23 protein-coding genes are annotated in these 26,100 nt (G+C 40.5%); 8 read left to right on the top strand and 15 right to left on the bottom strand.

Features of this window, described 5'->3' with window-relative positions:
* Positions 1-181 precede the first annotated feature (181 nt).
* From carB to O3611_RS08245, 6 genes are all read right to left on the bottom strand, one after another.
* Positions 182-3,358 carry a carbamoyl-phosphate synthase large subunit gene (gene carB / locus O3611_RS08220; protein ID WP_371608330.1) on the bottom strand — a complete coding sequence of 1,059 codons (3,177 nt, stop codon included), beginning with the start codon at positions 3,356-3,358 and terminating at the stop codon, positions 182-184.
* A gap of 448 nt (positions 3,359-3,806) precedes the next feature.
* A complete protein-coding gene (locus O3611_RS08225; protein WP_371608331.1) occupies positions 3,807-4,886 on the bottom strand; it encodes a carbamoyl phosphate synthase small subunit in 1,080 nt (359 codons plus the stop codon).
* 49 nt (positions 4,887-4,935) lie between these two features.
* Positions 4,936-5,859, bottom strand: coding sequence for an aspartate carbamoyltransferase catalytic subunit (locus O3611_RS08230; protein WP_045763807.1), 924 nt, complete (start codon positions 5,857-5,859; stop codon positions 4,936-4,938).
* A 19-nt stretch (positions 5,860-5,878) separates the two neighbouring features.
* Complete coding sequence (gene pyrR, locus O3611_RS08235) at positions 5,879-6,400, bottom strand: bifunctional pyr operon transcriptional regulator/uracil phosphoribosyltransferase PyrR (RefSeq protein ID WP_049549150.1); 522 nt, start codon at positions 6,398-6,400, stop codon at positions 5,879-5,881.
* Between the two features lie 208 nt (positions 6,401-6,608).
* A complete protein-coding gene (gene nth / locus O3611_RS08240) occupies positions 6,609-7,238 on the bottom strand; it encodes an endonuclease III (protein ID WP_371608332.1) in 630 nt (209 codons plus the stop codon).
* Positions 7,239-7,781 (bottom strand): DUF177 domain-containing protein, encoded by a 543-nt coding sequence (locus O3611_RS08245; RefSeq protein WP_049502643.1) that lies wholly within the window; start codon positions 7,779-7,781, stop codon positions 7,239-7,241.
* Between the two features lie 167 nt (positions 7,782-7,948).
* On the opposite strand from O3611_RS08245, the gene O3611_RS08250 reads away from it, so the two are divergent.
* Both O3611_RS08250 and O3611_RS08255 read left to right on the top strand, forming a co-directional pair.
* Positions 7,949-8,278, top strand: a complete 330-nt coding sequence (locus tag O3611_RS08250; RefSeq protein WP_371608333.1) for a helicase BlpT — start codon at positions 7,949-7,951, stop codon at positions 8,276-8,278.
* Between the two features lie 240 nt (positions 8,279-8,518).
* On the top strand, positions 8,519-10,078 hold the full coding sequence (locus O3611_RS08255) for an ATP-binding cassette domain-containing protein (protein ID WP_371608334.1): 1,560 nt from the start codon (positions 8,519-8,521) through the stop codon (positions 10,076-10,078).
* A 386-nt stretch (positions 10,079-10,464) separates the two neighbouring features.
* Here O3611_RS08255 and O3611_RS08260 read toward each other — a convergent pair whose 3' ends face one another.
* The 3 genes from O3611_RS08260 to O3611_RS08270 all read right to left on the bottom strand — a co-directional run bounded on the left by O3611_RS08260 (position 10,465) and on the right by O3611_RS08270 (position 12,786).
* Positions 10,465-11,061: a lysostaphin resistance A-like protein gene (locus tag O3611_RS08260; protein ID WP_371608335.1), complete on the bottom strand. Its 597-nt coding sequence runs from the start codon at positions 11,059-11,061 to the stop codon at positions 10,465-10,467.
* Between the two features lie 263 nt (positions 11,062-11,324).
* Positions 11,325-12,224, bottom strand: coding sequence for a zinc metalloprotease HtpX (htpX, locus tag O3611_RS08265; RefSeq protein WP_371608336.1), 900 nt, complete (start codon positions 12,222-12,224; stop codon positions 11,325-11,327).
* A gap of 1 nt (position 12,225) precedes the next feature.
* On the bottom strand, positions 12,226-12,786 hold the full coding sequence (locus O3611_RS08270; protein WP_371608337.1) for a LemA family protein: 561 nt from the start codon (positions 12,784-12,786) through the stop codon (positions 12,226-12,228).
* 94 nt (positions 12,787-12,880) lie between these two features.
* Here O3611_RS08270 and rsmG point away from each other — a divergent pair, with 94 nt between their 5' ends.
* Both rsmG and O3611_RS08280 read left to right on the top strand, forming a co-directional pair.
* Complete coding sequence (gene rsmG / locus O3611_RS08275; protein WP_371608338.1) at positions 12,881-13,594, top strand: 16S rRNA (guanine(527)-N(7))-methyltransferase RsmG; 714 nt, start codon at positions 12,881-12,883, stop codon at positions 13,592-13,594.
* Between the two features lie 312 nt (positions 13,595-13,906).
* Positions 13,907-15,190 carry a uracil-xanthine permease family protein gene (locus tag O3611_RS08280; RefSeq protein ID WP_371608339.1) on the top strand — a complete coding sequence of 428 codons (1,284 nt, stop codon included), beginning with the start codon at positions 13,907-13,909 and terminating at the stop codon, positions 15,188-15,190.
* Positions 15,191-15,299: 109 nt separating this feature from the next.
* On the opposite strand, the gene O3611_RS08285 is transcribed toward O3611_RS08280, so the two are convergent.
* The 6 genes from O3611_RS08285 to O3611_RS08310 form a co-directional block, all read right to left on the bottom strand.
* Positions 15,300-16,058, bottom strand: coding sequence for a CPBP family intramembrane glutamic endopeptidase (locus tag O3611_RS08285; protein ID WP_371608340.1), 759 nt, complete (start codon positions 16,056-16,058; stop codon positions 15,300-15,302).
* A 220-nt stretch (positions 16,059-16,278) separates the two neighbouring features.
* On the bottom strand, positions 16,279-17,190 hold the full coding sequence (locus tag O3611_RS08290) for a DMT family transporter (RefSeq protein ID WP_371608341.1): 912 nt from the start codon (positions 17,188-17,190) through the stop codon (positions 16,279-16,281).
* Between the two features lie 9 nt (positions 17,191-17,199).
* Positions 17,200-18,132 (bottom strand): serine hydrolase domain-containing protein, encoded by a 933-nt coding sequence (locus tag O3611_RS08295; RefSeq protein ID WP_371608342.1) that lies wholly within the window; start codon positions 18,130-18,132, stop codon positions 17,200-17,202.
* A complete protein-coding gene (locus O3611_RS08300) occupies positions 18,129-18,854 on the bottom strand; it encodes a CppA N-terminal domain-containing protein (RefSeq protein WP_371608343.1) in 726 nt (241 codons plus the stop codon). The genes O3611_RS08295 and O3611_RS08300 overlap by 4 nt, the downstream gene beginning before the upstream one ends.
* 149 nt (positions 18,855-19,003) lie before the next feature.
* On the bottom strand, positions 19,004-19,822 hold the full coding sequence (locus O3611_RS08305; RefSeq protein WP_371608344.1) for an endonuclease/exonuclease/phosphatase family protein: 819 nt from the start codon (positions 19,820-19,822) through the stop codon (positions 19,004-19,006).
* A 51-nt stretch (positions 19,823-19,873) separates the two neighbouring features.
* The gene (locus tag O3611_RS08310; protein ID WP_371608345.1) at positions 19,874-22,060 is read right to left on the bottom strand and encodes a PTS transporter subunit IIBC; all 2,187 of its coding nucleotides are present in this window, start codon (positions 22,058-22,060) and stop codon (positions 19,874-19,876) included.
* Between the two features lie 201 nt (positions 22,061-22,261).
* Here O3611_RS08310 and O3611_RS08315 point away from each other — a divergent pair, with 201 nt between their 5' ends.
* From O3611_RS08315 to O3611_RS08330, 4 genes are read left to right on the top strand one after another with little or no spacing between them, the layout of a single operon-like run.
* Entirely contained in the window at positions 22,262-23,209 is a 948-nt protein-coding gene (locus tag O3611_RS08315) for a TIGR01212 family radical SAM protein (protein WP_049504214.1), read from the top strand.
* Positions 23,193-23,750 carry a class I SAM-dependent methyltransferase gene (locus O3611_RS08320; RefSeq protein ID WP_371608346.1) on the top strand — a complete coding sequence of 186 codons (558 nt, stop codon included), beginning with the start codon at positions 23,193-23,195 and terminating at the stop codon, positions 23,748-23,750. The genes O3611_RS08315 and O3611_RS08320 overlap by 17 nt, the downstream gene beginning before the upstream one ends.
* On the top strand, positions 23,743-23,997 hold the full coding sequence (locus O3611_RS08325) for a hypothetical protein (RefSeq protein ID WP_006150587.1): 255 nt from the start codon (positions 23,743-23,745) through the stop codon (positions 23,995-23,997). The genes O3611_RS08320 and O3611_RS08325 overlap by 8 nt, the downstream gene beginning before the upstream one ends.
* Before the next feature lie 11 nt (positions 23,998-24,008).
* Complete coding sequence (locus O3611_RS08330) at positions 24,009-26,063, top strand: cation:proton antiporter (protein ID WP_371608347.1); 2,055 nt, start codon at positions 24,009-24,011, stop codon at positions 26,061-26,063.
* Positions 26,064-26,100 lie beyond the last annotated feature (37 nt).

The following is a 26,100-nucleotide window of genomic DNA, read 5'->3' on the forward strand; positions in this document are numbered from 1 at the left end:
CAAAATTTTAGGGAAAGTCAGAATAAGTCTACTCATTAACGATAATGATAAATCTATTGATAAACTTTGACATTTAATGGTGAACTGTAACTATTATTTCTAACTCGATTTCTCTATAAAAGAGGAAAAACCAGCGTCTTTTGACGCTGGATAAAAGCTACTTAGATCATTTAACAAGAAACTAAATTGCTTCTGTGACAAAACTTCTACTTTCAAGTACCTTGAGCATGGCGTTAGCTGTATCTATGGCTGTGAAGAGGGGCACACCGTGTTCAATGGCTGAACGGCGGATTTGCTCTCCATCTTCGTCAGCAGTTCGTTTTGTTCCTACTGTGTTAATGATAGCTTGAATTCTTCCTTTACGAACAAAGCTTGGAATATCCTTATCGTCATCACCAATCTTACCAACAGGCTGGGCTTGCAGTCCATGACTAGCAAAGAAGGCTGCTGTCCCTTCTGTCGCAAGGATTCCATAACCAATATTTTGGAAACGACGAGCCAAGTCCAAGGCTTCTTCTTTGGCATCATCTGCAATGGTAAAGACAACGTTACCAAAAGTTGGCAGGTGAAGGTAAGAAGCTTCAAAAGCTTTATAGAGAGCTTTTTCTAGAGTCGTATCAGAGCCCATAACTTCACCTGTTGACTTCATTTCAGGACCGAGCAAGCTATCTACCTTAGCTAGTTTGGTAAAGGAGAAGACAGGCGCCTTGATATGAACACGAGTACTTTCAGGATAAAGTCCATCTTGGTAGCCAAGTTCTTCAAGTCTTTGCCCAAGAATGAGCTTGGTCGCTACTTGAGCCATAGGGATATTGGTTACCTTAGAAAGGAATGGCACTGTACGGCTGGCACGTGGATTGACCTCAATAACATAGACTTTTTCATCCTTGATAACAAACTGGATGTTCATCATTCCAAGGCAGTTAAGACCGATTGCTAGGCGTTTAGTATAGTCTGCGATTGTTTCTTGCACCTTTTGCGACAAGGTTTGTGGAGGATAAACGGCCATTGAGTCACCTGAGTGAACACCGGCACGTTCGATATGCTCCATGATACCAGGGATAAGGACATTTTCTCCGTCTGAAATGGCATCAACTTCACACTCTTGTCCAACGATGTAAGAGTCAACAAGAACTGGGTGGTCTGGACTAGCCTTAACAGCTGTACGCATGTAAGAACGAAGGTCTTCCTCGTTTTCTACGATTTCCATGGCGCGTCCACCCAAGACATAAGATGGGCGGACAAGAACTGGGAAGCCAATCTTGCGAGCTGCAAGAACTGCTTCTTCTTCATTGGTGGCCGTTTGACCAGGTGGCTGTGGAATATCCAAATCTTTGAGGGCTTGTTCAAAGAGATCACGGTCTTCAGCTCGGTCTAAGTCAGCAACCTGTGTACCAAGGATGGTCACACCTGCTTTTGCCAAGGGCTCTGCAAGGTTGATAGCTGTTTGACCACCGAACTGAACGATTACCCCTTTTGGTTGCTCCAAGTCAATGACGTTCATAACATCTTCAAATGTCAATGGCTCAAAGTAAAGCTTATCTGATACAGAGAAGTCGGTTGAAACTGTTTCTGGGTTTGAGTTCATGATGATAGCCTCATAACCAGCAGCTTGAATAGCCTTAACCGAGTGAACAGTTGCGTAGTCAAATTCAACCCCTTGACCGATACGGATTGGACCAGAACCTAGAACAAGTACAGATTCCTTGTCAGACTTGATAGACTCATTTTCCCAACCATAGGTTGAATAGAAATATGGTGTTTCAGAGTCGAACTCTGCCGCACAGGTATCAACCATCTTGTAAACTGGGACAATCTTGTTTTCCAAGCGAAGTTGACGAACGTGATCAGCAGTCGTTTTCCAGAGTTCAGCAATCTTACGGTCTGAAAATCCATTTAGTTTAGCCGTTTTCAAAACGTCTAGATCTTGTGGATGGGCACCCAACTCCTGCTCGATTTCAAAGATATGCAAGAGTTTGTCCAGATAGAAGATATCAATCTTAGTCAATTCAGCAATTTCTTCTGGTGTGTAACCACGGCGAATAGCTTCTGACACATAGAAGAGACGGTCATCTTGGGCTTTGACAACTTTTTCAATCAAGGCATCATCAGAAACTGAGGCAAGTTCAGGTATTTCATTGTGGTGAACACCGATTTCTAGTGAGCGACAGGCCTTGAGAAGGGATTCTTCAATGTTACGACCAATGGCCATAACTTCTCCAGTCGCCTTCATCTGAGTACCAAGACGGCGTTCACCCTTTTCAAACTTGTCAAATGGGAAGCGCGGAATTTTGGCAACCACGTAGTCAAGGGCTGGCTCAAACATGGCATAAGTTGAACCTGTAACTGGGTTAATAACTTCATCTAAGGTCAACCCTACAGCAATCTTAGCCGCCAATTTAGCGATTGGATAACCTGTCGCCTTGGAAGCAAGGGCTGACGAACGAGATACACGAGGATTTACTTCGATAACATAGTACTTAAAACTGTGTGGATCAAGCGCAAGCTGAACGTTACATCCGCCTTCAATCTTGAGAGCGCGGATAATGCTCAAACTAGCATCACGAAGCATTTGGTTTTCATAGTCTGACATAGTCTGCGCTGGGGCAAATACAATAGAGTCCCCTGTGTGAATCCCAACGGGGTCAAAGTTTTCCATGTTACAAACAACAAGGGCATTGTCAGCTGAGTCACGCATGACTTCGTATTCGATTTCCTTAAAACCAGCAATCGAACGCTCAATCAAACACTGGGTAACAGGTGACAACTTCAAACCATTTTCAGCGATTTCACGCAATTCTTCCTCGTTGGCACACATACCACCACCAGTACCACCGAGAGTGAAGGCTGGGCGGACAATAACTGGGTAACCAATAGTTGCTGCAAAGGCAACGGCTTCTTCCACTGTGTTGACAATTTCTGATTCTGGAATTGGTTGCTTGAGTTCTTCCATCAATTGTTTAAAGAGATCGCGGTCCTCTGCTTGGTCGATAGCAGACAATTTAGTCCCGAGAAGTTCTACTCCCAATTCATCAAGAATACCATTTTTAGACAACTCCATTGCCATATTAAGCCCTGTTTGACCTCCAAGTGTTGGAAGCAAGGCATCTGGACGTTCCTTACGGAGAATACGCGTTACAAACTCAAGTGTAATCGGTTCGATGTAGACCTTGTCTGCAATCTCTTTATCCGTCATAATGGTTGCAGGATTTGAGTTAACCAAGACAACCTCATACCCCTCTTCTTTCAAAGACAAGCAGGCCTGGGTTCCAGCATAGTCAAACTCAGCAGCCTGACCAATAATAATCGGACCAGAACCAATCACCATAATTTTTTGAATATCAGTACGTTTAGGCATTTACAAGATATTAAGGGCGTCAAGCGGACAAAGCTAAAATAGGAGTTATGACGAAGAACCGTCAGTTCTAGGAATAACTATCTTTTTAGCACCGTCCGTAGCCCGTATTCAATTCAGCAAATACGGCTCACCCTTCTCCTTTCTATTCGGCAACTCTCAGGTTGCCATTAAATAAATTCTCCGACGATTTTTTAGCGAAACGATTTTTTTCGATAAAAAATCTAGTGCAGGGAGTTTTTAGTTCGCCTAATAGCGACTAAAAGAAACGACCTGCCTTTCTATTCGTCGCCTCACAGGGCGACATTAAATAAGATACAAAGGACGAATAGAAAGCGATTGAATTTTAGGAAACCAAGGAAGGATTGACAATCCGAGTTGGGTTCTCTAAATTCCGAGCTTTCCGTCCGTGTTCAGTTACATAAATTCTCCGACGATTTCACACTCGTCTTTAGTTTGCTTGTTTGAAAGCTTCCATCATCTCGATGAACTCGTCAAATAGATAACTTGCATCGTGCGGACCTGGTGCAGCATCTGGGTGGAATTGCACGGAGAAACCTGGTTGGTATCTGTGACGTACACCTTCAACTGACTTGTCATTGATTTCTTCATGAGTAATCATCAAATGGTCTGGAAAATCTTCACGACTCACTGCGTATCCATGGTTTTGACTAGTAAAGTCCACGCGCCCTGTTGCAATTTCGCGTACAGCGTGGTTAAATCCACGGTGACCAAATTTCATCTTATAGGTCTTGGCACCATTTGCCATCGCAAAGAGCTGATGCCCCATACAAATACCAAATATTGGAATTTTCCCGAGAATACCACGAATCATATCGAGTGCTTCTGGAACATCTTCTGGATTTCCCGGTCCATTTGACAACATAACTCCGTCTGGATTTAAGTGAAGGATTTCCTCTGCTGTTGTAGTATAAGGAACGACCGTTACATTACAATCTCTCTTAGACAACTCTCTTAAGATTGAATGCTTGAGACCAAAGTCTACAAGTACCACACTTAAACCTACTCCTGGAGCTGGATATGCAATTTTTGTAGAAACCTGTTTGATATTATCAATTGGTAAAACAGTTGCTTGAAGCTGATCTGTGATGTGATCAATACTATCTCCCACATGTGTCAGAGTCGCTCTCATAGTCCCATGTTTGCGAATGATTTTTGTCAAAGCACGTGTATCAATACCTGAAATACCAGGGATTTTCTTAGATTTCAAAAATTCATCCAGCGTCATCTGGTTACGCCAGTTACTGGCTCTACGAGCTTCTTCAAATACCACTACACCTTTACAGGTTGGACTGATAGACTCGTAGTCATCACGGTTAATCCCATAATTCCCAACCAAGGGATAGGTAAAGGTTAGGATTTGTCCATTGTAAGACTGATCCGTAATAGATTCTTGATAACCAGTCATCCCAGTATTAAAGACGATTTCACCAGTTACATCAATATCAGCCCCAAAGGCTTTTCCTTCAAAAATTGTTCCATCTTCTAAAACTAGAAGTCGTTTAGTCATAAATTCACCTCTCGTGGATGCTCTCAGGCATCTTTTAACGTTTTGTGTCTTATTTTGCGTTTCTGTAAGTCAATACAGATTCTAAAATTGCCATTCTGACAAAGACACCATTGGTCATTTGTTGAACAATACGTGATTTTGGTGCTTCGACCAAGTGATCAGCAATTTCAACATCGCGATTTACAGGAGCAGGATGCATCAGAATAGCTTTATCTTTCAAGCGATCGTAACGTTCTTGAGTCAAACCATGCTGAGCATGATAGCCCTCTTTTGAAAAGACTGTTCCACTTTCATGACGCTCATGCTGAACACGGAGAAACATCATCACATCAACTTGGTCAATGATTTCATCAATGCTTACAAACTGTCCATAGTCTGCAAACTCTTGACTTCTCCATTCCTCAGGTCCAGCAAAGTAGAGTTCTGCTCCTAAGCGTTTTAAGATTTGCATATTGGATTTAGCCACACGCGAATGGTCAAGGTCACCAGCAATGGCTACCTTGAGTCCTTCGAAGTGTCCAAATTCTTCATAAATCGTCATTAAATCAAGCAAGCTCTGGCTAGGATGTTGCCCAGAACCGTCGCCACCATTGATAATCGAAGTCGTAATCGTCGGACTATCGATCAACTCTCTGTAGTAATCCACCTCTGGGTGTCGGATGACACAGGCATCTACTCCCAAGGCTGACAAGGTCAAAATTGTATCGTAGAGTGTTTCACCCTTGTTGACTGAACTTGTTTTTACATCGAAGTCCAGTAGGTGAAGGCCCAGTTTAATCTCTGCTACTTCAAAAGATTTGTGGGTACGAGTCGAACTCTCAAAGAAGAGATTAGAGACGATGTGTTGGTCTTCATAAGAAGCCTTTGCTCCATTTTTAAATTCGATCCCGCGTTTAATCAATTTCATGACTTGTTCTACAGTAAGGTCTTCCATTGAGACTACATGTTGAATGGCTTGTTGATTTTCTGACATGGCTAACTCCTTTGGCTATCTAAGCTTCTTCGGTAATAAGAACACGATCTTGTCCATCAAGTTCAGTCATCTCTACGATGATTTCTTCTGAACGACTGGTTGGGATATTTTTCCCTACATAGTCTGGACGAATCGGTAATTCTCTATGCCCGCGGTCAACTAGAACAGCTAAACTCACACGAGAAGGACGACCATGGCTTACGATGTTGTCAATAGCTGCTCGGATGGTCCGACCTGTGTAAAGCACATCGTCCACCAAGATGACCTCACGTTCTGTCACATCAACAGAGATTATAGAAGTATCTTCACCGCTTTTGACATCGTCACGGAATGGTTTGGTGTCTAACTCAACGACTGGCACTGAGATAGATTCCAACTGTTCCAATCGCTCTTGGATACGGTGGGCAATAAAGACACCGCGTGTTTTTATCCCAGCCAGTACAATCTTGTTCAAATCTTTATTTCGCTCGATAATCTCATAGGTAATTCGAGTAATCGCTCGCTTGACGGTCAATTCGTCTACAACTTCTTTTGTCTTCATGACAAACCTCCAAAAAGAAAAGTCTCCTTAAACAAGGAGACTTCAGAATGTATAGTTAAGCCAGCCCTACCAAAACAGCAGAGACTCCACCCTTCTACTTGATTCAGCTCCTTGCCTGCCTCACGGGACAGGATTAAAGGAATATTTGATTGGTACTACTATAACACAAACCAGGAATCGATGCAAGAAAAAACACAAGAAATCAATTTTATAACGAACTAAAATCGTACAACTGTGGATAGTGATCGCATTCTGGATTTTTCGGATGACAGATAGCACGACCAAAGTAAATCATAGCCTGATGGGCTGCAAGCCATTCTTCTGGTGGCAAAACATCCATGACACGTTTTTCGACCTCAAGGGGTGTAGCTGATTTTTTAACAATATCGTGGTGTTTACAGATTCGCTCTACGTGAGTATCTACTGCAAAAGCTGGAATACCGAATCCCACGCTCAAAACTACGTTGGCTGTTTTACGACCAACTCCTGCCAAACTCTCTAATTCTTCTCTAGTCTGAGGGACTTGACCGTCAAAATCATCCAGGAGTTGTTGGGAACATTTTTTGAGGAATTTAGCCTTATTGCGATAAAGGCCTAGGCGAGAAATATACGAGGCAATCTCACTCTCACTTGCATCTGCCATGGTTTGTGGGGTTGGAAAAGCTGCAAAAAGTCCAGGTGTAGCCTTGTTGACTGCCGCATCTGTCGTCTGAGCAGACAGCATAACAGCAACCAGAAGTTCAAAATGATTGCGAAAGTCTAGACTTGGTTTTGCATCTGGAAAAAGAGCGATGATTTCCTCAATGACATGACGGGCACGTTTCTTGGATAAAACCATCTATTCGTCTCCGTCAAACAGTCCTTGCAAACCTGCAAAAGGACTATTTTCTTCTTTCTTGACTGCTTGTTGGGCTTGATACTCTTCCTCAGACATGATTTGCCAGTCATTTCCAGAAACAAATCCCTGACCAGCTTCTTCTTCTGCCGTTAAGACTTTGATTGGAATGTTGAGCAAGATATTGTCCGAAACACTTTCAGCTAGGTCAATTTCTCCATTTTCAATCGGTAAAACCAAGTCATCATCTAGAACTTCTTGGTCCAGTTGATTTGTAGCACCTTCCATAAAGACTTCTGTCACTGGATAAGACTCTTTCAATTCTACCGGTTCCATGCTACGACTAGAAGCTAAAACGATTGTATAAGACAATTGATAGTCTAGGAAAAACATAAGGTCTTCGTACTGAACTTTTCCAATAGCGACAATATCTTTTACATCTAAAATTTCTTGATTACGGGCACGCAAGTCAGCTGCTAAGTCTAAAGTCTGCTCAAAGTGCAAGCCTTCAGGCTGCTTACGGATTTCTTGAATATTTAATTTCATACTTCCTCCATAAAGATCTACTTTCTTGATTATACCATGAAATCACTTAATTTAATCGCTCCAGACCTTGTTTTAAATATTATTAATTTTTGATATATTTATTATGACAAATTTATTTTTTGTGCTATACTATAGACATCAATACATGAGCAAAGGAGGACGCTCATATGGAAGACAAAGAACTAATCTTAGAAGCTTATCAACTCATTTCCGAGTTAAATAAAGCTTACCAAACCTGCAAACAAGGATTGCCTGATGATCTGCGCTTGCAGAAAATTATTGACCAGCTTCTAAATCAACTTAAAAAGGCTGAGAAAGTAGACAACGCCATCTTAATTGAACTGGAATCTTTTTACCAACAGACTAGTCTTTTGATTGGACTTGGTTCACTGAAATTAAATGACCAAGCCCGCACTGCTTGGCGAAACTATGACAAATTCCACTACGATCAAGTAAAGCACGTTTTGACACTCTATGGACCTGTTTTTGGTTTCTAGAAAGATTTGAATTTCTCATTTCTTTTGACAAAGTGTTCCAAAAGGTATAAAATAAACATAATAATTTTCGGAGGTAAGGGAGACATGAACAACTAAGTCTATCAAATAAAGAACCTTTATTTAGTAGATCTTGTTTCTGTCTCTTTTTGTGTGCTCTTTTTTCTGCTGGATTTTCAGCCCTTTTAAAAGAGTTTTTTGACATAGACTTTGGGCTCTACTAGATAAAGTAGAGCTTTTGTTATGCACTATGGATATTCTAGAAAGGCCAACAATATGATAAAAATCAATCATCTAACCATCACACAAAACAAAGATTTACGAGACCTTATTTCCGATTTAAATATGACTATCCAAGACGGAGAAAAGGTAGCTATTATTGGAGAAGAAGGAAATGGCAAATCAACCTTACTACGAGCTTTAATGGGAGAAAGATTAGCTGATTTCACTATCAGGGGAGATATTCAGTCTGACCTTCAGTCCTTGGCCTACATTCCCCAACATCTCCCTGAAGAACTGAAGAAAAAATCTTTACAGGACTACTTCTTTTTAGAGTCAACTGATTTAGACTACAGTCTCCTCTATCGTTTGGCTGAGGAGTTGCATTTTGATAGTGATCGCTTCGCTAGTGACCAAGAGATTGGTAGCCTCTCGGGTGGCGAAGCCTTGAAAATTCAGCTCATCCATGAATTGGCCAAACCCTTTGAGATTTTATTTTTAGATGAACCTTCAAATGACTTAGACATCGAAACAGTTGATTGGCTAAAAGGTCAGATTCAGAAGATTAGGCAAACCGTTATTTTCATTTCTCATGATGAAGACTTTCTCTCTCAAACGGCAGATACCATAATCCACTTACGACTGGTCAAGCATCGAAAGGAAGCTGAAACCCTGGTCGAACATTTAGACTATGATCGCTATAGTGAACAGAGAAGGGTTAATTTTGCCAGACAAAGCCAGCAAGCTGCCAACGATCAACGTTCCTATGATAAAACCATGGAAAAACATCGCCAAGTCAAGCAAAGAGTAGAAACTGCCTTGCGAAACACTAAAGATAGTACTGCCGGGAGACTATTGGCTAAAAAGATGAAAAATGTTCTTTCTCAAGAAAAACGTTACGAAAAAGCAGCTCAGTCCATGGCCCAAAAGCCACTTGAAGAAGAGCAAATTCAACTTTTCTTCTCAGATATAGAGCCATTAGCCACTTCAAAAGTCTTAGTTCGACTGGAAAATGAGACTTTGTCCATTGGTGAGCGTGTTTTGGCTCAGGAGTTACAATTAACTGTCCGTGGTCAAGATAAAATCGGCATTATCGGTCCCAATGGCGTTGGCAAATCCACTCTGTTAGCCAAGTTGCAGCAACTTCTTAATAATAAGAGAGAAATCTCGCTTGGATTTATGCCACAAGATTACCAAGAAACATTGAATTTGGATCTATCTCCAGTAGATTTTCTCAACCAAACTGGACACAAAGAGGAATTACAGAAAATCCAATCTCGCTTAGCCAGCCTTAATTTCAGCTATCCAGAGATGCACCACCAAATCCACTCCTTATCTGGAGGTCAACAAGGTAAACTCCTTCTTTTGAATTTAGTTCTACGTAAACCGAACTTTCTCCTTCTGGATGAACCCACACGAAACTTTTCTCCAACTTCTCAACCAGAAATCAGAAAACTCTTTGCCAATTATCCCGGTGGTCTGGTTACTGTTTCGCATGATCGACGTTTCTTAAAAGAAGTCTGTACGAATATCTATCGTCTGACAGAACATGGTTTGGAAGTCGTTGATTTACAAGATTTATAAATGTAGAAAATCTCAAAAGAGGCTGGGACAAAAGTCCTGGCCTCTCAATTGTATTTGGATTGTCGAGCAAGACGCAGTGGTTGAGTGGGCTCTACTACGCTGATTTCATCAGCTTTTACAGCCCTACTCAACTGTGCAGAGGTGGGACGACGAAATAGAATTCTAACGAATTACCGATTTCTGTCTCACTCTCTCTTTCTACATATGTTGCAAACGCTCAATTCGGTCTGAGCTTAAGGGTTTAGGATAGAAGAGTTTTTCAGGAGCCTTGCTATAGAAGGTTTTGCTACATGCTCTACAAACCAGCTCATGACTGGCTATTGTTACAGTTGTATAGGGAAAAAATTTTACCTATATTTATAAACTAAGGCATTCTAATTTGGAAATTATATCAAATACATAAAGCAGAATGCAACCAAATTATTGAGGACATGCAAGAGAATGGAATTCCAAAGATTGTCGGAAGTCTTATACCTTATACCAAATGCCAACCCCATACCTAAATAGGTGATAAAACTAGGAATCGTATAGGGTCCATGTAGATAAGCAAAGAGAACCGATGTGGCAACCAAGCCAATATATGTATTCTTAAATACTGTCCCTTGTAACAGTCCTCGCATAAAAATTTCTTCCGTAACGGGTGCTAAAATACAGAGATCTAGAAAGAGCACAGGCAATGAAAGTGATAAATTTTGAATTGATTGAGTAGTGTCTGATTGGGTAGGTCCTAAAAAATTGACCAAGATATAAAACAGGAAGAGCAAGGCGTATGAGAAAAGCCATTTCAGAATGTCTTTTAGGCAGATTTTTCGAATGTGAAACAGGTCATACTTTCTTCCTACATAAAAAAATATTGCAAGCTCAACAAGTGTAAAAATAATTGAGAGAACTAATGAATTTGTCTGCATAACTTTGTCAGCTATACTCAAGTGTATTGGTATGAAAATCAAAATCAAGAAAAAGGTCATCCAGCGCTTATACATGATTCACCTCACTAATATTTAATTACATATATTATACTACTTTTTTGTGATAGGACAAGTCACAAGTGAGGTGATAGATGCAAAAGAGAGTGGGACAGAAATCGGTAATTCGTTAGAATTCGATTTCGTCGTCCCACCTCCGCACAGTTGAGTAGGGCTGTAAAAGCTGATGAAATAAGCGTAGTAGAGCCCACTCAACCACTGCGTCTTGCTCGACAATCCAACATCAAAAAGAGGCTAGGACTTTTGTCCCAGACTCGTTTTTACATATGTTTCAAACGCTCAATTCGTTCTGAGATAGGCGGATGCGTATAGAAGAGTTTTTGCAAACCACCTCGTTTTTGAGGATCATTGATATAGAGAGCACTGCTAGCATCATCCACATGACGGCTCATTGGCTGACTATGGTCCAGCTTACGAAGGGCATTGATCATCCCTTGAGGATTACGAGTCAACTCTACACTTGAAGCATCCGCTAAAAATTCTCGTTGACGAGAGATGGCTAGTTGTACCAAAGTTGCTGCTAAGGGAGCCAAAACAATTGCTAGGAGAGAAACAACTAGCATAATAATTTCAAGTCCACCACTATCACGGTCATCACTTCTACGACCACGGCCTGCACCACCCCACCACATCATGCGTCCAGCCATACTTGATAAAAGTGTAATGGCACTGGCAAGGGCAACCGCAATAGTAGAAATCCGAATATCATAGTTACGAATGTGACTGACTTCATGGCCTATAACCGCTTCTAACTCTTCACGATTCATAACCGCTAAGAGTCCTGAAGTTGCTGCGACCGCTGCATTTTGAGGATTTGAACCTGTTGCAAAGGCATTCAAGCTAGCATCATCGATGATGAAGACACGTGGCATAGGAATTTGCGCCACCATAGCCATATCTTCAACAACATGATAAAGAGTTGGTGCGGTCTGCTCATTCACCTCGCGCGCACCATTCATGCTCATAACTATCTCTGTTGATTGAAAAATCATGGACAAGGCATAGATAAAGCCGATAATCAGAGCGATAACTAAGCCACCAAGACCAGACCGCATAAAGAGGTAACCAACTGCATATCCAACCAAAGCCAAAAGTAAAAAGAATACTAGTAGTAAAATCCAAGTTCTTCGCTTATTACTCGCGATTTGATCATACAACATCCTAGTCACCTAAACCACTAAAATCGACTTTAGGTACTGCCTTTTCTTCTTCAGGAGTTTGAAGGAAATCAGCGACTTTAAAACCAAAGAGTCCAGCAACTAGGTTACTTGGGAAAGTCTCCAATTTAACATTATAGTTGCTAACAACACTATTGTAGAGTTGGCGAGAGTAAGAAATTTTATTTTCAGTATTGGTCAGCTCTTCTTGCAATTGTGCAAAGTTGCCACTCGCTTTTAGGTCTGGATAATTTTCTGCAACAGCAAAAATTCCTGACACCTGGCGTGAAAGGGCATCACTAGCTCTCATAGCTTCTGCCGGTGAGGTTGCAGCGGCTACTTGATTGCGAAGCTCTGCAACTCTTTCAAGTGTTGAACCTTCATACTTTGCATATCCCTTTACAGTCTCAATCAAGTTTGGCAAGAGATCGTTACGACGTTTCAACTGAACATCAATCTGACTCCATGCCTCCTTAGTTTGCATGCGATTTTTAACCAATCCATTATAGGTAAGAATCACAAAGATACCAATAAGAGCAAGAACTCCAAGAATAATCAAATTCATCTGATATCTCCTTTCTATTTTTAGATTAGTACCAGTATATCAAATTTCTATCTTTTTGTGGTAAAATAAGATGATACTAAAGAAGGAAACTACTATGAAACCAGAAACATTTTATAACTTGCTAGCTGAACACAAGATTCTTCTTTCTGACCAGCAAAAATTTCAATTTGAGCGTTATTTTGAACTCTTGGTTGAATGGAATGAAAAAATCAACCTGACTGCTATTACAGAAAAAGAAGAAGTCTATCTCAAACACTTCTATGATTCCATCGCTCCTATTTTACAGGGATTGATTGAAAACCAGCCCATTAAACTCTTAGACATCGGTGCTGGAGCAGGTTTTCCTAGCCTTCCCATGAAAATTCTCTATCCTCAACTAGAGGTTACTATTATTGATTCTCTCAATAAACGTATCAACTTTTTGAATCTATTAGCCCAAGAACTAGGTTTAGAAAATGTTCACTTCTATCATGGACGTGCCGAAGACTTCGCCCAAGATAAGAACTTCCGTGCTCAGTTTGATTTCGTTACAGCTCGTGCAGTTGCCCGTATGCAGGTCTTGTCCGAGTTGACTATCCCCTACCTGAAAGTCGGTGGAACATTGCTAGCCCTTAAGGCTAGCAATGCACCTGAGGAATTAACTGAAGCTAAAAATGCCCTCAATCTTCTCTTTAGTAAGGTTGAAGAAAACCTCAGTTACACTCTTCCTAACGGAGACCCTCGCTACATTACTATTGTTGAGAAGAAAAAGGAAACTCCTAACAAATATCCAAGAAAAGCAGGTATGCCTAACAAACGACCACTTTAAAACATTTTAAAAAAAGTTGTTTACAAAAGAATTCCTCACTTTTTTATTTTTAAGCTCGGGAAAAAATGATTTACAAAATCAAACCTCGCTTTTTTATTTTCAAGCTCGGGAAAAAATGATTTACAAAATCATTTTTTTCTGCTATACTATCCTAAGCAAAGGTTTTTAATGTCATCCCGTGAGGTGACGAAGACGCAGAAATATATGAAATTCTTTAATATTGGGATAACCATGTTTTGAAGAAGTCTTACTCTGAGAGCCTATTGCTGTAAAATAATGGGCTCTTTTTTGATGCCCAAAAGTGAGGTTTATATGAAACAAGAATCAACTGTTGATTTGTTACTTGACGTTGACCAACGTCCTTCAGCTGGCAAAGGAATTCTCCTTAGCTTCCAGCACGTATTCGCCATGTTTGGTGCAACCATCTTGGTACCTTTGATCTTGGGAATGCCTGTATCGGTTGCCCTTTTTGCATCAGGTGTCGGAACACTGATTTACATGGTATGTACTGGATTTAAAGTTCCAGTTTATCTAGGTTCTTCATTTGCCTTTATCACAGCAATGTCACTTGCTATGAAAGAAATGGGTGGCGATGTATCTGCTGCCCAAACAGGGGTTATCTTGACTGGTTTGGTCTATGTCCTTGTTGCTGCAAGTGTTCGTTTTGCGGGTACAAAATGGATTGATAAACTCTTGCCACCAATCATCATCGGACCTATGATCATCGTTATCGGTCTTGGACTTGCTAGTTCAGCTGTTACCAACGCTGGTCTGGTAGCTGATGGAAACTGGAAAAACGCTCTTGTAGCCGTTGTTACTTTCTTGATTGCTGCCTTTATCAATACAAAAGGAAAAGGCTTCCTACGAATCATCCCATTCCTTTTTGCCATTATCGGTGGTTACCTCTTTGCCCTAGCACTTGGATTGGTTGACTTCACTCCTGTTCTTGAAGCTAACTGGTTTGAAATCCCTGGTTTCTACCTACCATTCAATACAGGTGGTGCCTTCAAACAATACAACCTTTACTTCGGTCCTGAAACAATTGCCATCTTACCAATCGCAATTGTAACCATTTCTGAACATATCGGAGACCATACCGTTTTAGGTCAAATCTGTGGACGCCAATTCTTGAAAGAACCAGGTCTACACCGTACTCTTCTTGGTGATGGTATCGCAACATCTGTTTCTGCCTTCCTTGGTGGACCAGCAAATACAACTTACGGAGAAAATACAGGGGTTATCGGTATGACTCGTATCGCTTCTGTCTCAGTTATCCGTAACGCTGCCTTTATCGCAATTGCCCTCAGCTTCCTTGGTAAATTTACTGCCTTGATTTCAACAATTCCAAACGCTGTACTTGGTGGTATGTCTATCCTTCTTTACGGGGTTATCGCAAGTAACGGTTTGAAAGTCTTGATCAAAGAACGTGTTGACTTCGGTCAAATGCGCAACCTTATCATCGCAAGTGCTATGTTGGTGCTTGGACTTGGTGGAGCTATCCTTAAACTTGGACCAGTTACCCTTTCAGGTACTGCCCTATCAGCTATGACAGGTATCATCCTAAACTTGATCTTGCCATACGAAAACAAAGACTAATCCATATAGAATCAACAAGAGGTCGGGACCGAAATCCCGACCTCGTTTTTATGAACAAGAAGACTTTGATACAGTAACTCATTGGACTGTTGTCAAAAAGTTTGATTTCTTAATTTCCCCAAGCAATCAAGAGATACAAGAGACTGGAACCAAACATATCTGCTAGAGCATGCATGAGAAAAAATGGCAGTAAATTCTTGACTACATACTTGTACAAGAAATAATAAAAGAGACCATAAACAAGCCCAATCACCAAGGCCCAGAGTAAGCCTTGATAGGTATGGAAAGAAATCCGTATAATTACCGAGTAGACTAGAGCCAACCACTTGTGCTTTTCTTTTACTGAGGTCAGTAAGCCTAAGAAGAAAAATTCTTCATAAAAACCATTTAGTAAAGCATAGCAAATCGCCATCGGCGTTAAAGCCATGAATTTTCGAATGATTTCCATAGGGTCTATAAAAGGAATTAGTTGAGGATTGAAATAATTATACTCACCACTAAGGGTTGTAATGATATCACCGAATATCCCAACTACAGCAAAGATAAGGGGTACCCAAATTAAAACAGACCAGCTCCAACGTATAGGAAGCTGTTTAAAATCATAATTTCGAATCACAAGATAAAGAAAGGTAATCCCTAACATAATCAATTGGAAATTGAAATTACTAGAATAAGCTGCTCCATCACTTGCTAGATTTGTCGTAGTTTCTACGACACTAGCAAGAGTTGAAGGCGATAAACTCTCCATAAATTGTTGGGTAGAACGAATGATAAACTCTCCAAACATTAAAACAGTGATGATGAGGATATCAAACCATTTTAAGTATCTTAAAGGTTTTAATGGGTGAATACTTTGTAGAAACTTCATATTCCCTCCTTATCTTTAAATGTATGGATTGATTATAAACATCCATTCTTAATACTCAATGAAAATCAAAGAGCAAACTAGGAAACTAGCCGCAGGCTGTACTTGAGTACGGCAAGGCGACGTTGACGCAGTTTGAATTTGATTTTCGAAGAGTATAAAGTTATATGAACCAACTAGCTGGAAGATTAAAACCAGCCTTATCAAAGACTGGTTTAATCCATTAAACGGAGTGATGTTTCTTTTCCAATATTAGATCCTTCAATGAAATAATTGTTACAGCTAATAAAATCATAGCCATTCCAACAAAGTCAATCGGATAGAAAATATCTCCCATAATCATGAAGGCGAAAAATACTGCCGAGATAGGCTCAATCGAAGCCAAAAGGCTAGACTTGACTGGTCCTATCATACTGGCTCCCTTGAGGAAGGCTGTATAGGCAAAGACCGTTCCAATCAGAATGATGCCTGCAAAAGCTAGAATGGTATCAAAAGCTAAGGGAACACTAGCCCCGATAATCCCTGTAAAAGGCACTGCTAAAAAACCAGAGATGGTCATTCCAACACCAATAACCAATATGCTCCCCCATTTTTGAATCAATTTTATGGGTAAAATGATATAAAGAGCATAGGTCAGGGCCGAGAACAAACCCCAAAATAAACCAGCTGGAGTCATCGAGAGTTGATCCAATTGCCCATGGGTTGCAATGAGAAAAGTCCCACCTATAGCTAAAAACATAGAGATGATTTCTGAAAGCGTCGGAGCCACCTTATCCTTGATACAAGTGTAAGCAAGGATTCCAACTGGACAGACATACTGAAGTACTGTCGCTGTCCCAGCATTTGTCTCCTGAATAGCTGATAGATAAGCTAATTGATTTAGAAAAAGACCAAATAAAGAAAATATCAAGAGAGAAAACAGGCTTGATTTATCCTTCAGAAAAGCCATAAATTTATCCCTCGATTTAGTATAAGCCAGAAGAACCAAGAGTAATCCAGCGATTATCAAACGGATATTGGTCAGAACGAGAGCTGAAATCCCGTGAACCATCAAGTACTGACCACTGGTTCCCGACAAGCCCCAGGCAATACCTGCAATGACTGTATAAAGAGTTCCTTTTAAAACTTTTGACATACTTCCTCCCTAGTCTGCCTCTCGAATCAAGTCCATAACCTGATTACGGTCCAATATCCACTGGGCACGCTCATCTTTTTCATAGGTTCTGTTAGATAAAAAGATTACCGCCTCTTGTTTCTTACGATTCCACATGATAAAGGTCCCAGTATAGCCTGTATGGTCCAGCCAATCACCTTCAAGATTCCAGGCCAATGAGCGTTCTTTATCACTCAGATCCGAAAAATTCTGACTTAAGTCTGCAGCAAAATCATACTGCAAATAATGCTCTAGAAAGATTTTTAAATCATGAACTGTCGAAAACAAACCTGCACTACCTGCATGCTTTCCAAGCAAACGAGCCTTGGGATCATGGACCACTCCTGCTTTCTGTCCACGGACCGTTGGAACAGCACAGTTAACTGGACCAAACTGAGTTTCCTTCATTCCCCAAGGATCCAAAACTTGCTCTTGTAAAATCTGATCCAAGTCCTTTTCAAAATAGTTTTCCAAGAGAAAACCTAGCAAGAGAAAGTGCACATCCGAGTAGAGAAAGGCTCTCTTCTCTCGGCGATTCAAATGATACATGGCATTCCTCAACTGGTCTTCTGAAAGCTGATCCCTATTTGGGATAAAAGGATCCAAATCTGTCGCATGCGTTAGGAGTTGACGAACAGTGATGTCTGGATAATCTACTTCTGGAAGATAGTCTCTTATGGAGTTATCAAGCTCAATCTTACCTTCCTTCCACAAGAAGGTTAAGACCGTTCCTACTCCAACAACCTTGCTGACACTTGCCAAATCATAGACCAAGTCCTCACGAGTCTGCTCACCAATTTCTGGATTTGCTTCTCCTAGATACCAGTCAGACCAAACGCCATCCTGATAATATGCAAAAGAGGCACCAGGATAAATCCCCGCCTCAATTTGTTGCTTTATTTTTTGAATGATTTTTTGTTTCATACTGCTTCAAACCACAATTCAATATTGTTGGTATCCTTAGTTAGGAAAAACTTCTCCGATTTTGGAATAAAGTAACCAGCTTCTTCAAAACGCTGACGCAATACAGGCAAATCTAAATTCTCTACTTGAAATTTCAACATGGACAAGTCCCAAGTTACATTATTTTCAACCAGTAAATCGCTCCCTTGAGCTTGATTAAAAGCTAGTCGATTTTCGATTTCTTCTTTTTCAAGCAGGCTTGATGTCTCATCTGGCAAGTTGATTTCCACCGAGATTTCAAAGGCTGTCAAATATCTCAGTTTCTCATCTATTGAAAAAGTGACTTCTTCCTCAACTTTTTTCAAATCTTTGATATTATCTTCAGCATGAATAAGAATACAATCCCCTTCTGGAGAAAGAAGCTCAAAAGCATATCCCTTAGCTCCCTTATAGAGTTGAGGGATTTCTTCCATTCTAGCTAGTAAGGCTTCAATCTCAGATGGCTTCTCTACCTTTACAAGTAATCTAGCTAATTTTTTAATCCCTTCAACCTTACGGCTCCTCATACTTGGTGACTCTTCTAAAACTAACTTTTCAATGCCTGACTGGTCTCCTAGTGATAAGAAGGCTGACTCTTCAAGCAAAGGTTTCATCCCCAAAGTCTCAATATAAAATGATTCATTTAGATTTCTATTATTTACCTTTAGCGTCGGGATCATACGCTTTATTTGATTTACAATCATAAATTCCTCCAACACTTTTTATTTTAAAGGATTTTATCTTTTTTTACAAGTTATTCAATAAAAAACTTTAACTATATTAACTCCTTAAATAAATCAACCCCTTCTGCTAATAGAAGGGGGACTGGTTTGTTTTTACTAAAATACCTTATTTAGTCTTTCCAAGCTAATTCTGCTTGGAGACCATAATGGTCGCTCACCTGTGGGCTGTTTTTACCATCAAAGACCACGTGAAGGTTTTCTACCTGCATATCCTTTGTCGTAAAGATATAATCGATTCGAAGAGGTTCGCTGTTTCCCTTCCAACCATCAATTTCAGGTGGAACGGTGTAGCTACCACTTCTTTCTTTTGCAACTTCAAAGGCGTCTTGCAAGCCTAATGGACTAGCAAGAATTGCTTGGTAACCCTCCTGACCTGCTGGGTTGTTAAAATCACCTGCTAGCAAGAGTGGCTTGTTCAATTCTTTCAAAACTGCTTCAACGCGCGCCCATTCCTCTTGGAAGCCTTTATCCCACCAAGAGAGATGGACACTCGCAACTGCAAGTGCTTTACCTTCAACTACTGTTTCTGCTAGAGCAACTCGACGAGTGTGGTAATCTGTCGGATCATCGACATCTGAAACCAAAATTTCACGCGCCTCAATTGGTGTTTTAGATAGGATTGCAACACCTTCATGGTAACGATCGTAACCGATATGGTTGTAGGCCCAAGTCCAATAATAGTTTTGACCTTGCTCAGCCAACTTCTCTACCAAAAGTCGCACATAGTGGTCTTGATGAATCGGCTCAGCCGATGGTAATGGCTGATAAAGTGGGCCTGTTTCTACTTGAGCTGAGGTGATTTCTTGGTTGATTTCCTGAAAACAAATCAAATCATAACTGTTTTCAAGTATATCTTGGAGTAAAAGTTGGAACTTTTGTTCAGGATCTTTTTCCATCCAACTATGGGTATTGAGTGTTAAAAACTTCATGCTTTTCTCCTATAAACAAGAGGTTGGAAACAGCTTCCAACCTCCTAAATATTACAATTCTACTTTTGCAACTGCTGTTTTAGCAGCAAGAGAACCTGTTTGTTCTAATTTAACTGATTTGATCGCATCACCATTTGTGAAGACAACTACTGTTGAAGTTTCGCGTCCTGCTGCACGGATAGCATCCAAGTCAGCTGTGACAAGAAGATCACCTGCCGCAACTTTTTGTCCTTCAGCAACATGAACTGTAAATGGTTTTCCTTCAAGACTTACTGTGTCCAAACCAATGTGAACAAGTACTTCAAGGCCTGCTTCAGTCACAAGACCAAGAGCGTGTTTAGTTGGGAAGATACTTGATACAGTACCTGATACTGGAGATACAATGTTTCCGTTTGCTGGTTCCACCGCAAATCCATCACCCATCATTTTTTGAGCAAATACTGGGTCTTTTACTTGTTCCAAGGCAACCACTTGACCGTCAGCAACTGAATAAACTTCTTCAGTTACACCTTTATATACAACAGCATTTTTAGAAGATGATGCTATTTGACTTGGAAGAGTTTCAGGAATCACTTCACCTGAGTCAAGAAGGTCTTGAATATCTGATTTCAAAACATCAGCTTTAGGTCCATAGATAGCTTGGACACCTTGCCCTTTCATGACAAGTCCCATAGCTCCTTCAGCTTTCCATTGTTCTTCTGTTCCGACTTTTTCAGCGTCTTTTACAGTAACACGAAGACGAGTCATACATGCGTCAACATCAACGATGTTAGCACGTCCACCAAGAAGGTTGATGATGTTAACAGCTTGAGAAGCTTCTGCAACTTTTGACTCACCAGAAGCAGCAGATTCTGATGAACCTTCAGCAGTTTCGTAGTTTCCGTTACGTCCTGGAGTAGCATAGTTGAATTTTTGAATCATGAAGTTGGCGATGAAGTACATGATAACTGCAAATAGCGCTGTTACCCAGATAAAGTTAATAATATCCATACCGAGACCCGCATTGATCGCCATTGGTGTACGAGTCAAGAATTCGATAGAACCGAATGAGTGCATACGTAGGTTAACCACGTCAGCCATAGCAAAGGCAGCACCTTGAACTACTGAATAAACAAGATACATAGGTGTTGCAACGAACATGAACATATATTCAATTGGTTCAGTAACACCAGTCAAGAATGTTGCAAGAGCTGTTGCAATCATCATTCCTTTGTATTGGTGTTTCTTGTCTGCTTCAACATTACGGTAAATAGCAGCAGCCACACCCATCAAAATACCGAATGAACCAATCATTTGTCCAACTTTGAAACGAGCTGGATGAACTGTATCGAGCAATGTTTGGTATTGGCTAGCATCAGTACCTTTAAGGTTAACAAGGTCTGTTACCCATGCAAGCCAAAGCGGATCTTGTCCAAATACTTGAGTGCCTTTTGCTGCACCAGTTAAAATATCGTAAGTACCACCAAGAGCTGTATAGTTCATTGGGATAGTCAACATATGGTGAAGACCAAATGGCAAGAGCAAGCGTTCCAAAGTACCATACAAGAATGGTGCAAGGATTGGAGCAGTTTCTTGTGAGTTGGCAATCCAGATACCGAAGTTGTTGATACCTGTCTGAATCAGTGGCCAGAAAGCTGAAAGAAGAATTGCAGCGATTGCTGAGCGAAGAATAACTACAAATGGTACAAAACGTTTCCCGTTAAAGAATGAAAGTGCATCAGGAAGTTTACGGAAGTTGTAGTATTTGTTAAAAGCAGTCGCTCCAACAAAACCTGAGATAATCCCTACAAATACCCCCATGTTAAGGGCTGGAGCCTCAAGTACGCTAATGAAGTAATCAGAAACCTTGATAGATCCACCAAAGATTGTTGAAACCATAGCGTTAGGATCTTTCAACATATCCCCTGATACACCGAAGATTGTACCAGTGATACGGTTAATAAGGATAAATGCAAGACCTGCCGCAAAAGCACCACCAGCACGTTCTTTAGCCCAGCTTCCTCCAATAGCGAGGGCAAACAAAATATGAAGGTTACCGATAACCCCCCAACCAATTTGCTCTAGTACGCCACCAGTAATAACTAGGGGAGCAAGGTTTGGGTCAATCATTGCAAGTGACTTACCGATTGAAATCATCAATCCAGCCGCCGGCATAACAGCGATAACCACCATTAGAGCCTTACCGAATTTCTGCCAAAATTCGAAAGACAAGACATTTTTGAATGTATCTTTCATCATTCAAATCTCCTTTATATTTATTCGGCAAACGTTTTACGAAAACGTTTGCGCATGTTTATGTTTTAATTTTACCACTTTTTATTTTTTTGTAAAGGCTTTTATAAAAAAAATTTGACTTTTTCTGTCGTTTCACTTTCTAGGCACGCTCTCTCTTGCTGACCTTTTTTGAGTTTGCGAGTCTTTTTTGATATAATATTAGCTATGAAATCCTATAATACCTTGAATGATTATTATCGAAATTTATTTGGAGAAAAGACTTTTAAAGTCCCTATTGATGCTGGCTTTGATTGTCCCAATCGCGATGGAACTGTAGCACATGGGGGCTGTACTTTTTGTACGGTTTCTGGTTCTGGAGATGCAATCGTTGCTCCTGATGCACCTATCCGCGAGCAATTCTATAAGGAAATTGACTTTATGCACCGTAAGTGGCCAGATGTTAAAAAGTATTTGGTTTACTTCCAAAATTTTACCAATACTCATGAAAAGCTGGAAGTGATTCGCGAGCGCTATGAACAAGCTATCAACGAACCAGGTGTAGTTGGCATCAATATTGGAACTCGACCAGATTGCCTTCCTGATGAGACAATTGAATACTTGGCAGAATTATCAGAGCGAATGCATGTTACCGTAGAGTTAGGCTTACAAACTACTTATGAAGAAACTTCAGAATTGATTAACCGCGCCCACTCCTATGAACTCTACGTGGAGACTGTAAAGCGCTTGAGAAAATATCCTAAAATCGAGATTGTTGCCCATTTGATCAATGGTTTGCCAGGTGAAACTCATGAAATGATGGTAGAAAACGTTCGGCGTTGTGTAAGGGACAATGATATCCAAGGGATTAAACTTCACCTACTTCACCTCATGACCAACACTCGAATGCAACGCGACTATCATGAAGGTCGTTTGCAGCTCATGAGTCAGGATGAATATGTCAAGGTCATCTGTGACCAACTAGAAATTATTCCCAAGCATATTGTCATCCATCGGATTACGGGTGATGCGCCTAGGGATATGCTGATTGGTCCTATGTGGAGTCTCAATAAATGGGAAGTTCTAAATAGCATTGAGGCTGAAATGAGACGACGCGGTAGCGTCCAAGGATGCAAGGCTGTAAAACAGGAGTTTATGAATGAAAAGACCACTTGAAATGGCACATGATTTTCTTGCCCAAGTCATCACCCAAGAGGATATTGTCGCTGATGCGACCATGGGAAATGGCCACGATACCCTTTTTCTTGCCAAGTTAGCTAAACAAGTCTACGCTTTTGATATACAGGAACAAGCTCTAGAAAAGACTAGCCAACGTCTCCAAGAAGCTGGTTTGACCAATGCAGAATTAATCCTACAAGGTCATGAAACCGTGGATCAGTTTGTAACTGAGGTGAAAGCAGCCATCTTTAATCTTGGTTATCTTCCTTCAGCTGATAAAAGCATTATCACCCAACCTCAAACAACTATTGAAGCACTGGATAAACTTTGCCAAATGCTAGTTAAAGGTGGACGAATAGCCATCATGATTTATTACGGGCATGAAGGCGGAGATATAGAACGGGATGCAGTCATGGATTTTGTCAGTCACTTACCACAACAAGAATATACTTCTACGATCTATCGCACTCTCAACCAGATCAACAATCCACCGTTTTTAGTCATGATTGAAAAATTAGAAAGGTATCGCCATGGATAAACAATACCTACGAGATAAAATAGAAGGTCTTCGCCACAAATTCGTTGAATCAACCCAACATGAACGGGCAGTTGGTATGTTAGATGAAGCTCATATGAGCAAGAAGATGCTGAAAATCAAGAAAAAAATGATAACACTTGAAATGGAGCGTTGTCAGAAGAAAATCGAGCATAAGGACTGCTCGAAAATTGATCAAAAAATCCAAGAACAAAAGGAACTTTTTGAAGCTTGTCGAAAACAAAAATAAGGAGGTAGAAGATGGATTTACTTTTTTATCTCTTGATATTTTTACTTGTTCTCATTGTTTCTAGTACGACCAATAAACTTCTTCCCTTTTTACCCATGCCCCTGATTCAGATTTTGCTGGGTATCGGTATTGGTCTTTGCTTACCTAATAACCAATATCATCTAGATACTGAATTGTTTCTTGCTTTAGTTATCGGACCGCTCCTCTTTCGAGAAGCTCAAGAAACAGATGTAACCTCTATCTTAAAACACTGGAAAATCGTTCTCTACCTGATTTTCCCTGTTATCTTTGTATCAACATTGAGCATGGGAGGCCTTGCCCATGTCCTTTGGGCAAGCTTACCTTTAGCTGCCTGCCTAGCCGTAGGGGCTGCACTTGGTCCTACTGACCTGGTTGCCTTTGCTTCCCTTTCTGAACGTTTTACTTTTCCAAAACGAATTTCAAATATCTTAAAAGGAGAAGGCCTGTTAAATGACGCTTCTGGGCTAATTGCCTTTCGTGTTGCTCTCATCGCATGGACAACAGGGACTTTCTCACTTACCCAAGCTGGTACTTCATTAGCAATTTCCATCGTTGGAGGGTTTGCAGTCGGCTTTATAACAGCCTTAATCAATCGTTTCCTCCATACTTTTCTACTCAGTGTTCGAGCTACTGATATAGCCAGTGAACTCTTGCTGGATCTTAGTTTACCACTTCTAACCTTCTTCATAGCTGAAGGAATTCATGTTTCTGGAATTATCGCGGTCGTTGTCGCTGGTATTTTAAAAGCCAGTCGTTTTAAAAAGATAAATCTTCTCGAAGCTCAAGTGGATACAGTGACTGAGACCGTTTGGCACACTGTTACCTTTATGCTCAATGGTTCTGTCTTCGTACTGTTAGGAATGGAACTGGAGATGATTGCTGAGCCGATTCTTAAGAGTGCTTTTTATAACAATGTGCTTCTTCTTGTCACAGTCTTTCTTTTAACCTTCCTACTCTTTGCTATCCGCTTTGTAATGATTTACGGTTTTTACGCGTTTCGGATTAAGAAACTTCAAAAAAGTCTCCACAAGTATGTTAAAGATATGCTTCTCTTGACATTTTCTGGAGTTAAGGGAACAGTTTCTATTGCTACTATCCTCTTGATACCGTCTAACTTAGAGCAAGAATATCCTCTTCTTCTCTTCCTCGTCGCAGGTGTAACCCTTGTAAGTTTTCTTACTGGATTACTGGTCTTGCCACACCTTTCAGAAGAGCAAGAGCCATCTAAGGATCATCTCATGCACATCGCTATCCTAAATGATGTTGCCATGGAGTTAGAGAGAGATTTGAACCATACTAAAAACAAGGTTCCACTCTATGCTGCGATTGATAACTATCATGGACGGATTGAAAATCTCATCCTCAGCCAGGAAAATAAGGAAATTCAGGAAGACTGGGAAGCTCTTAAACTCTTGATTCTCAGTATCGAGAACGATGGTTTGGAACAAGCTTACGAAGAAGGCAAAATCGGTGAAAGAGGTTATCGTGTTTATCAACGGTACTTGAAAAGCATGGAGAAAAATATTAAGCGAAACTTTGCTTCTCGCCTAACCTACTACTTCCTTGTTTCTATACGGATTGTGCGGTTTCTCCTTCATGAGTTGCTCACATTTGGAAAAACCTTTCGTTCTTGGAGAGACAAGGAAAACCAAAGACTTCTTGCCATCGATTATGACCAGATTGCAGAGCTCTATCTAGCCAACACTGAAATCATCATCGAAAGTTTAGAAAACCTCAAAGGGATTTATAAGAGTTCTCTGATCAGCTTCATGCAGGAATCACGTCTCCGTGAAACCAGTCATATTACCAGTGGTGCCTTTGTGGAACGGGTTATCAATCGTATCAAACCCAATAATATCGACGAAATGTTGAGAGGATACTATCTAGAACGTAAGTCCATCTTTGAATACGAGAAACAAAAACTTATTTCAGCCCAGTATGCTAAAAAACTGCGACAAAATGTGAACAACCTAGAAACTTATTCCCTAAAAGAATCAGCCAACACATTACCTTATGATATGATGGAATTAGTTCGCAGAAATTAATGGCTATATAACATAAACAATTAAAAAATGGAGGATT

This window comes from Streptococcus sp. 27098_8_91, assembly GCF_041432385.1.
Taxonomy (GTDB): domain Bacteria; phylum Bacillota; class Bacilli; order Lactobacillales; family Streptococcaceae; genus Streptococcus.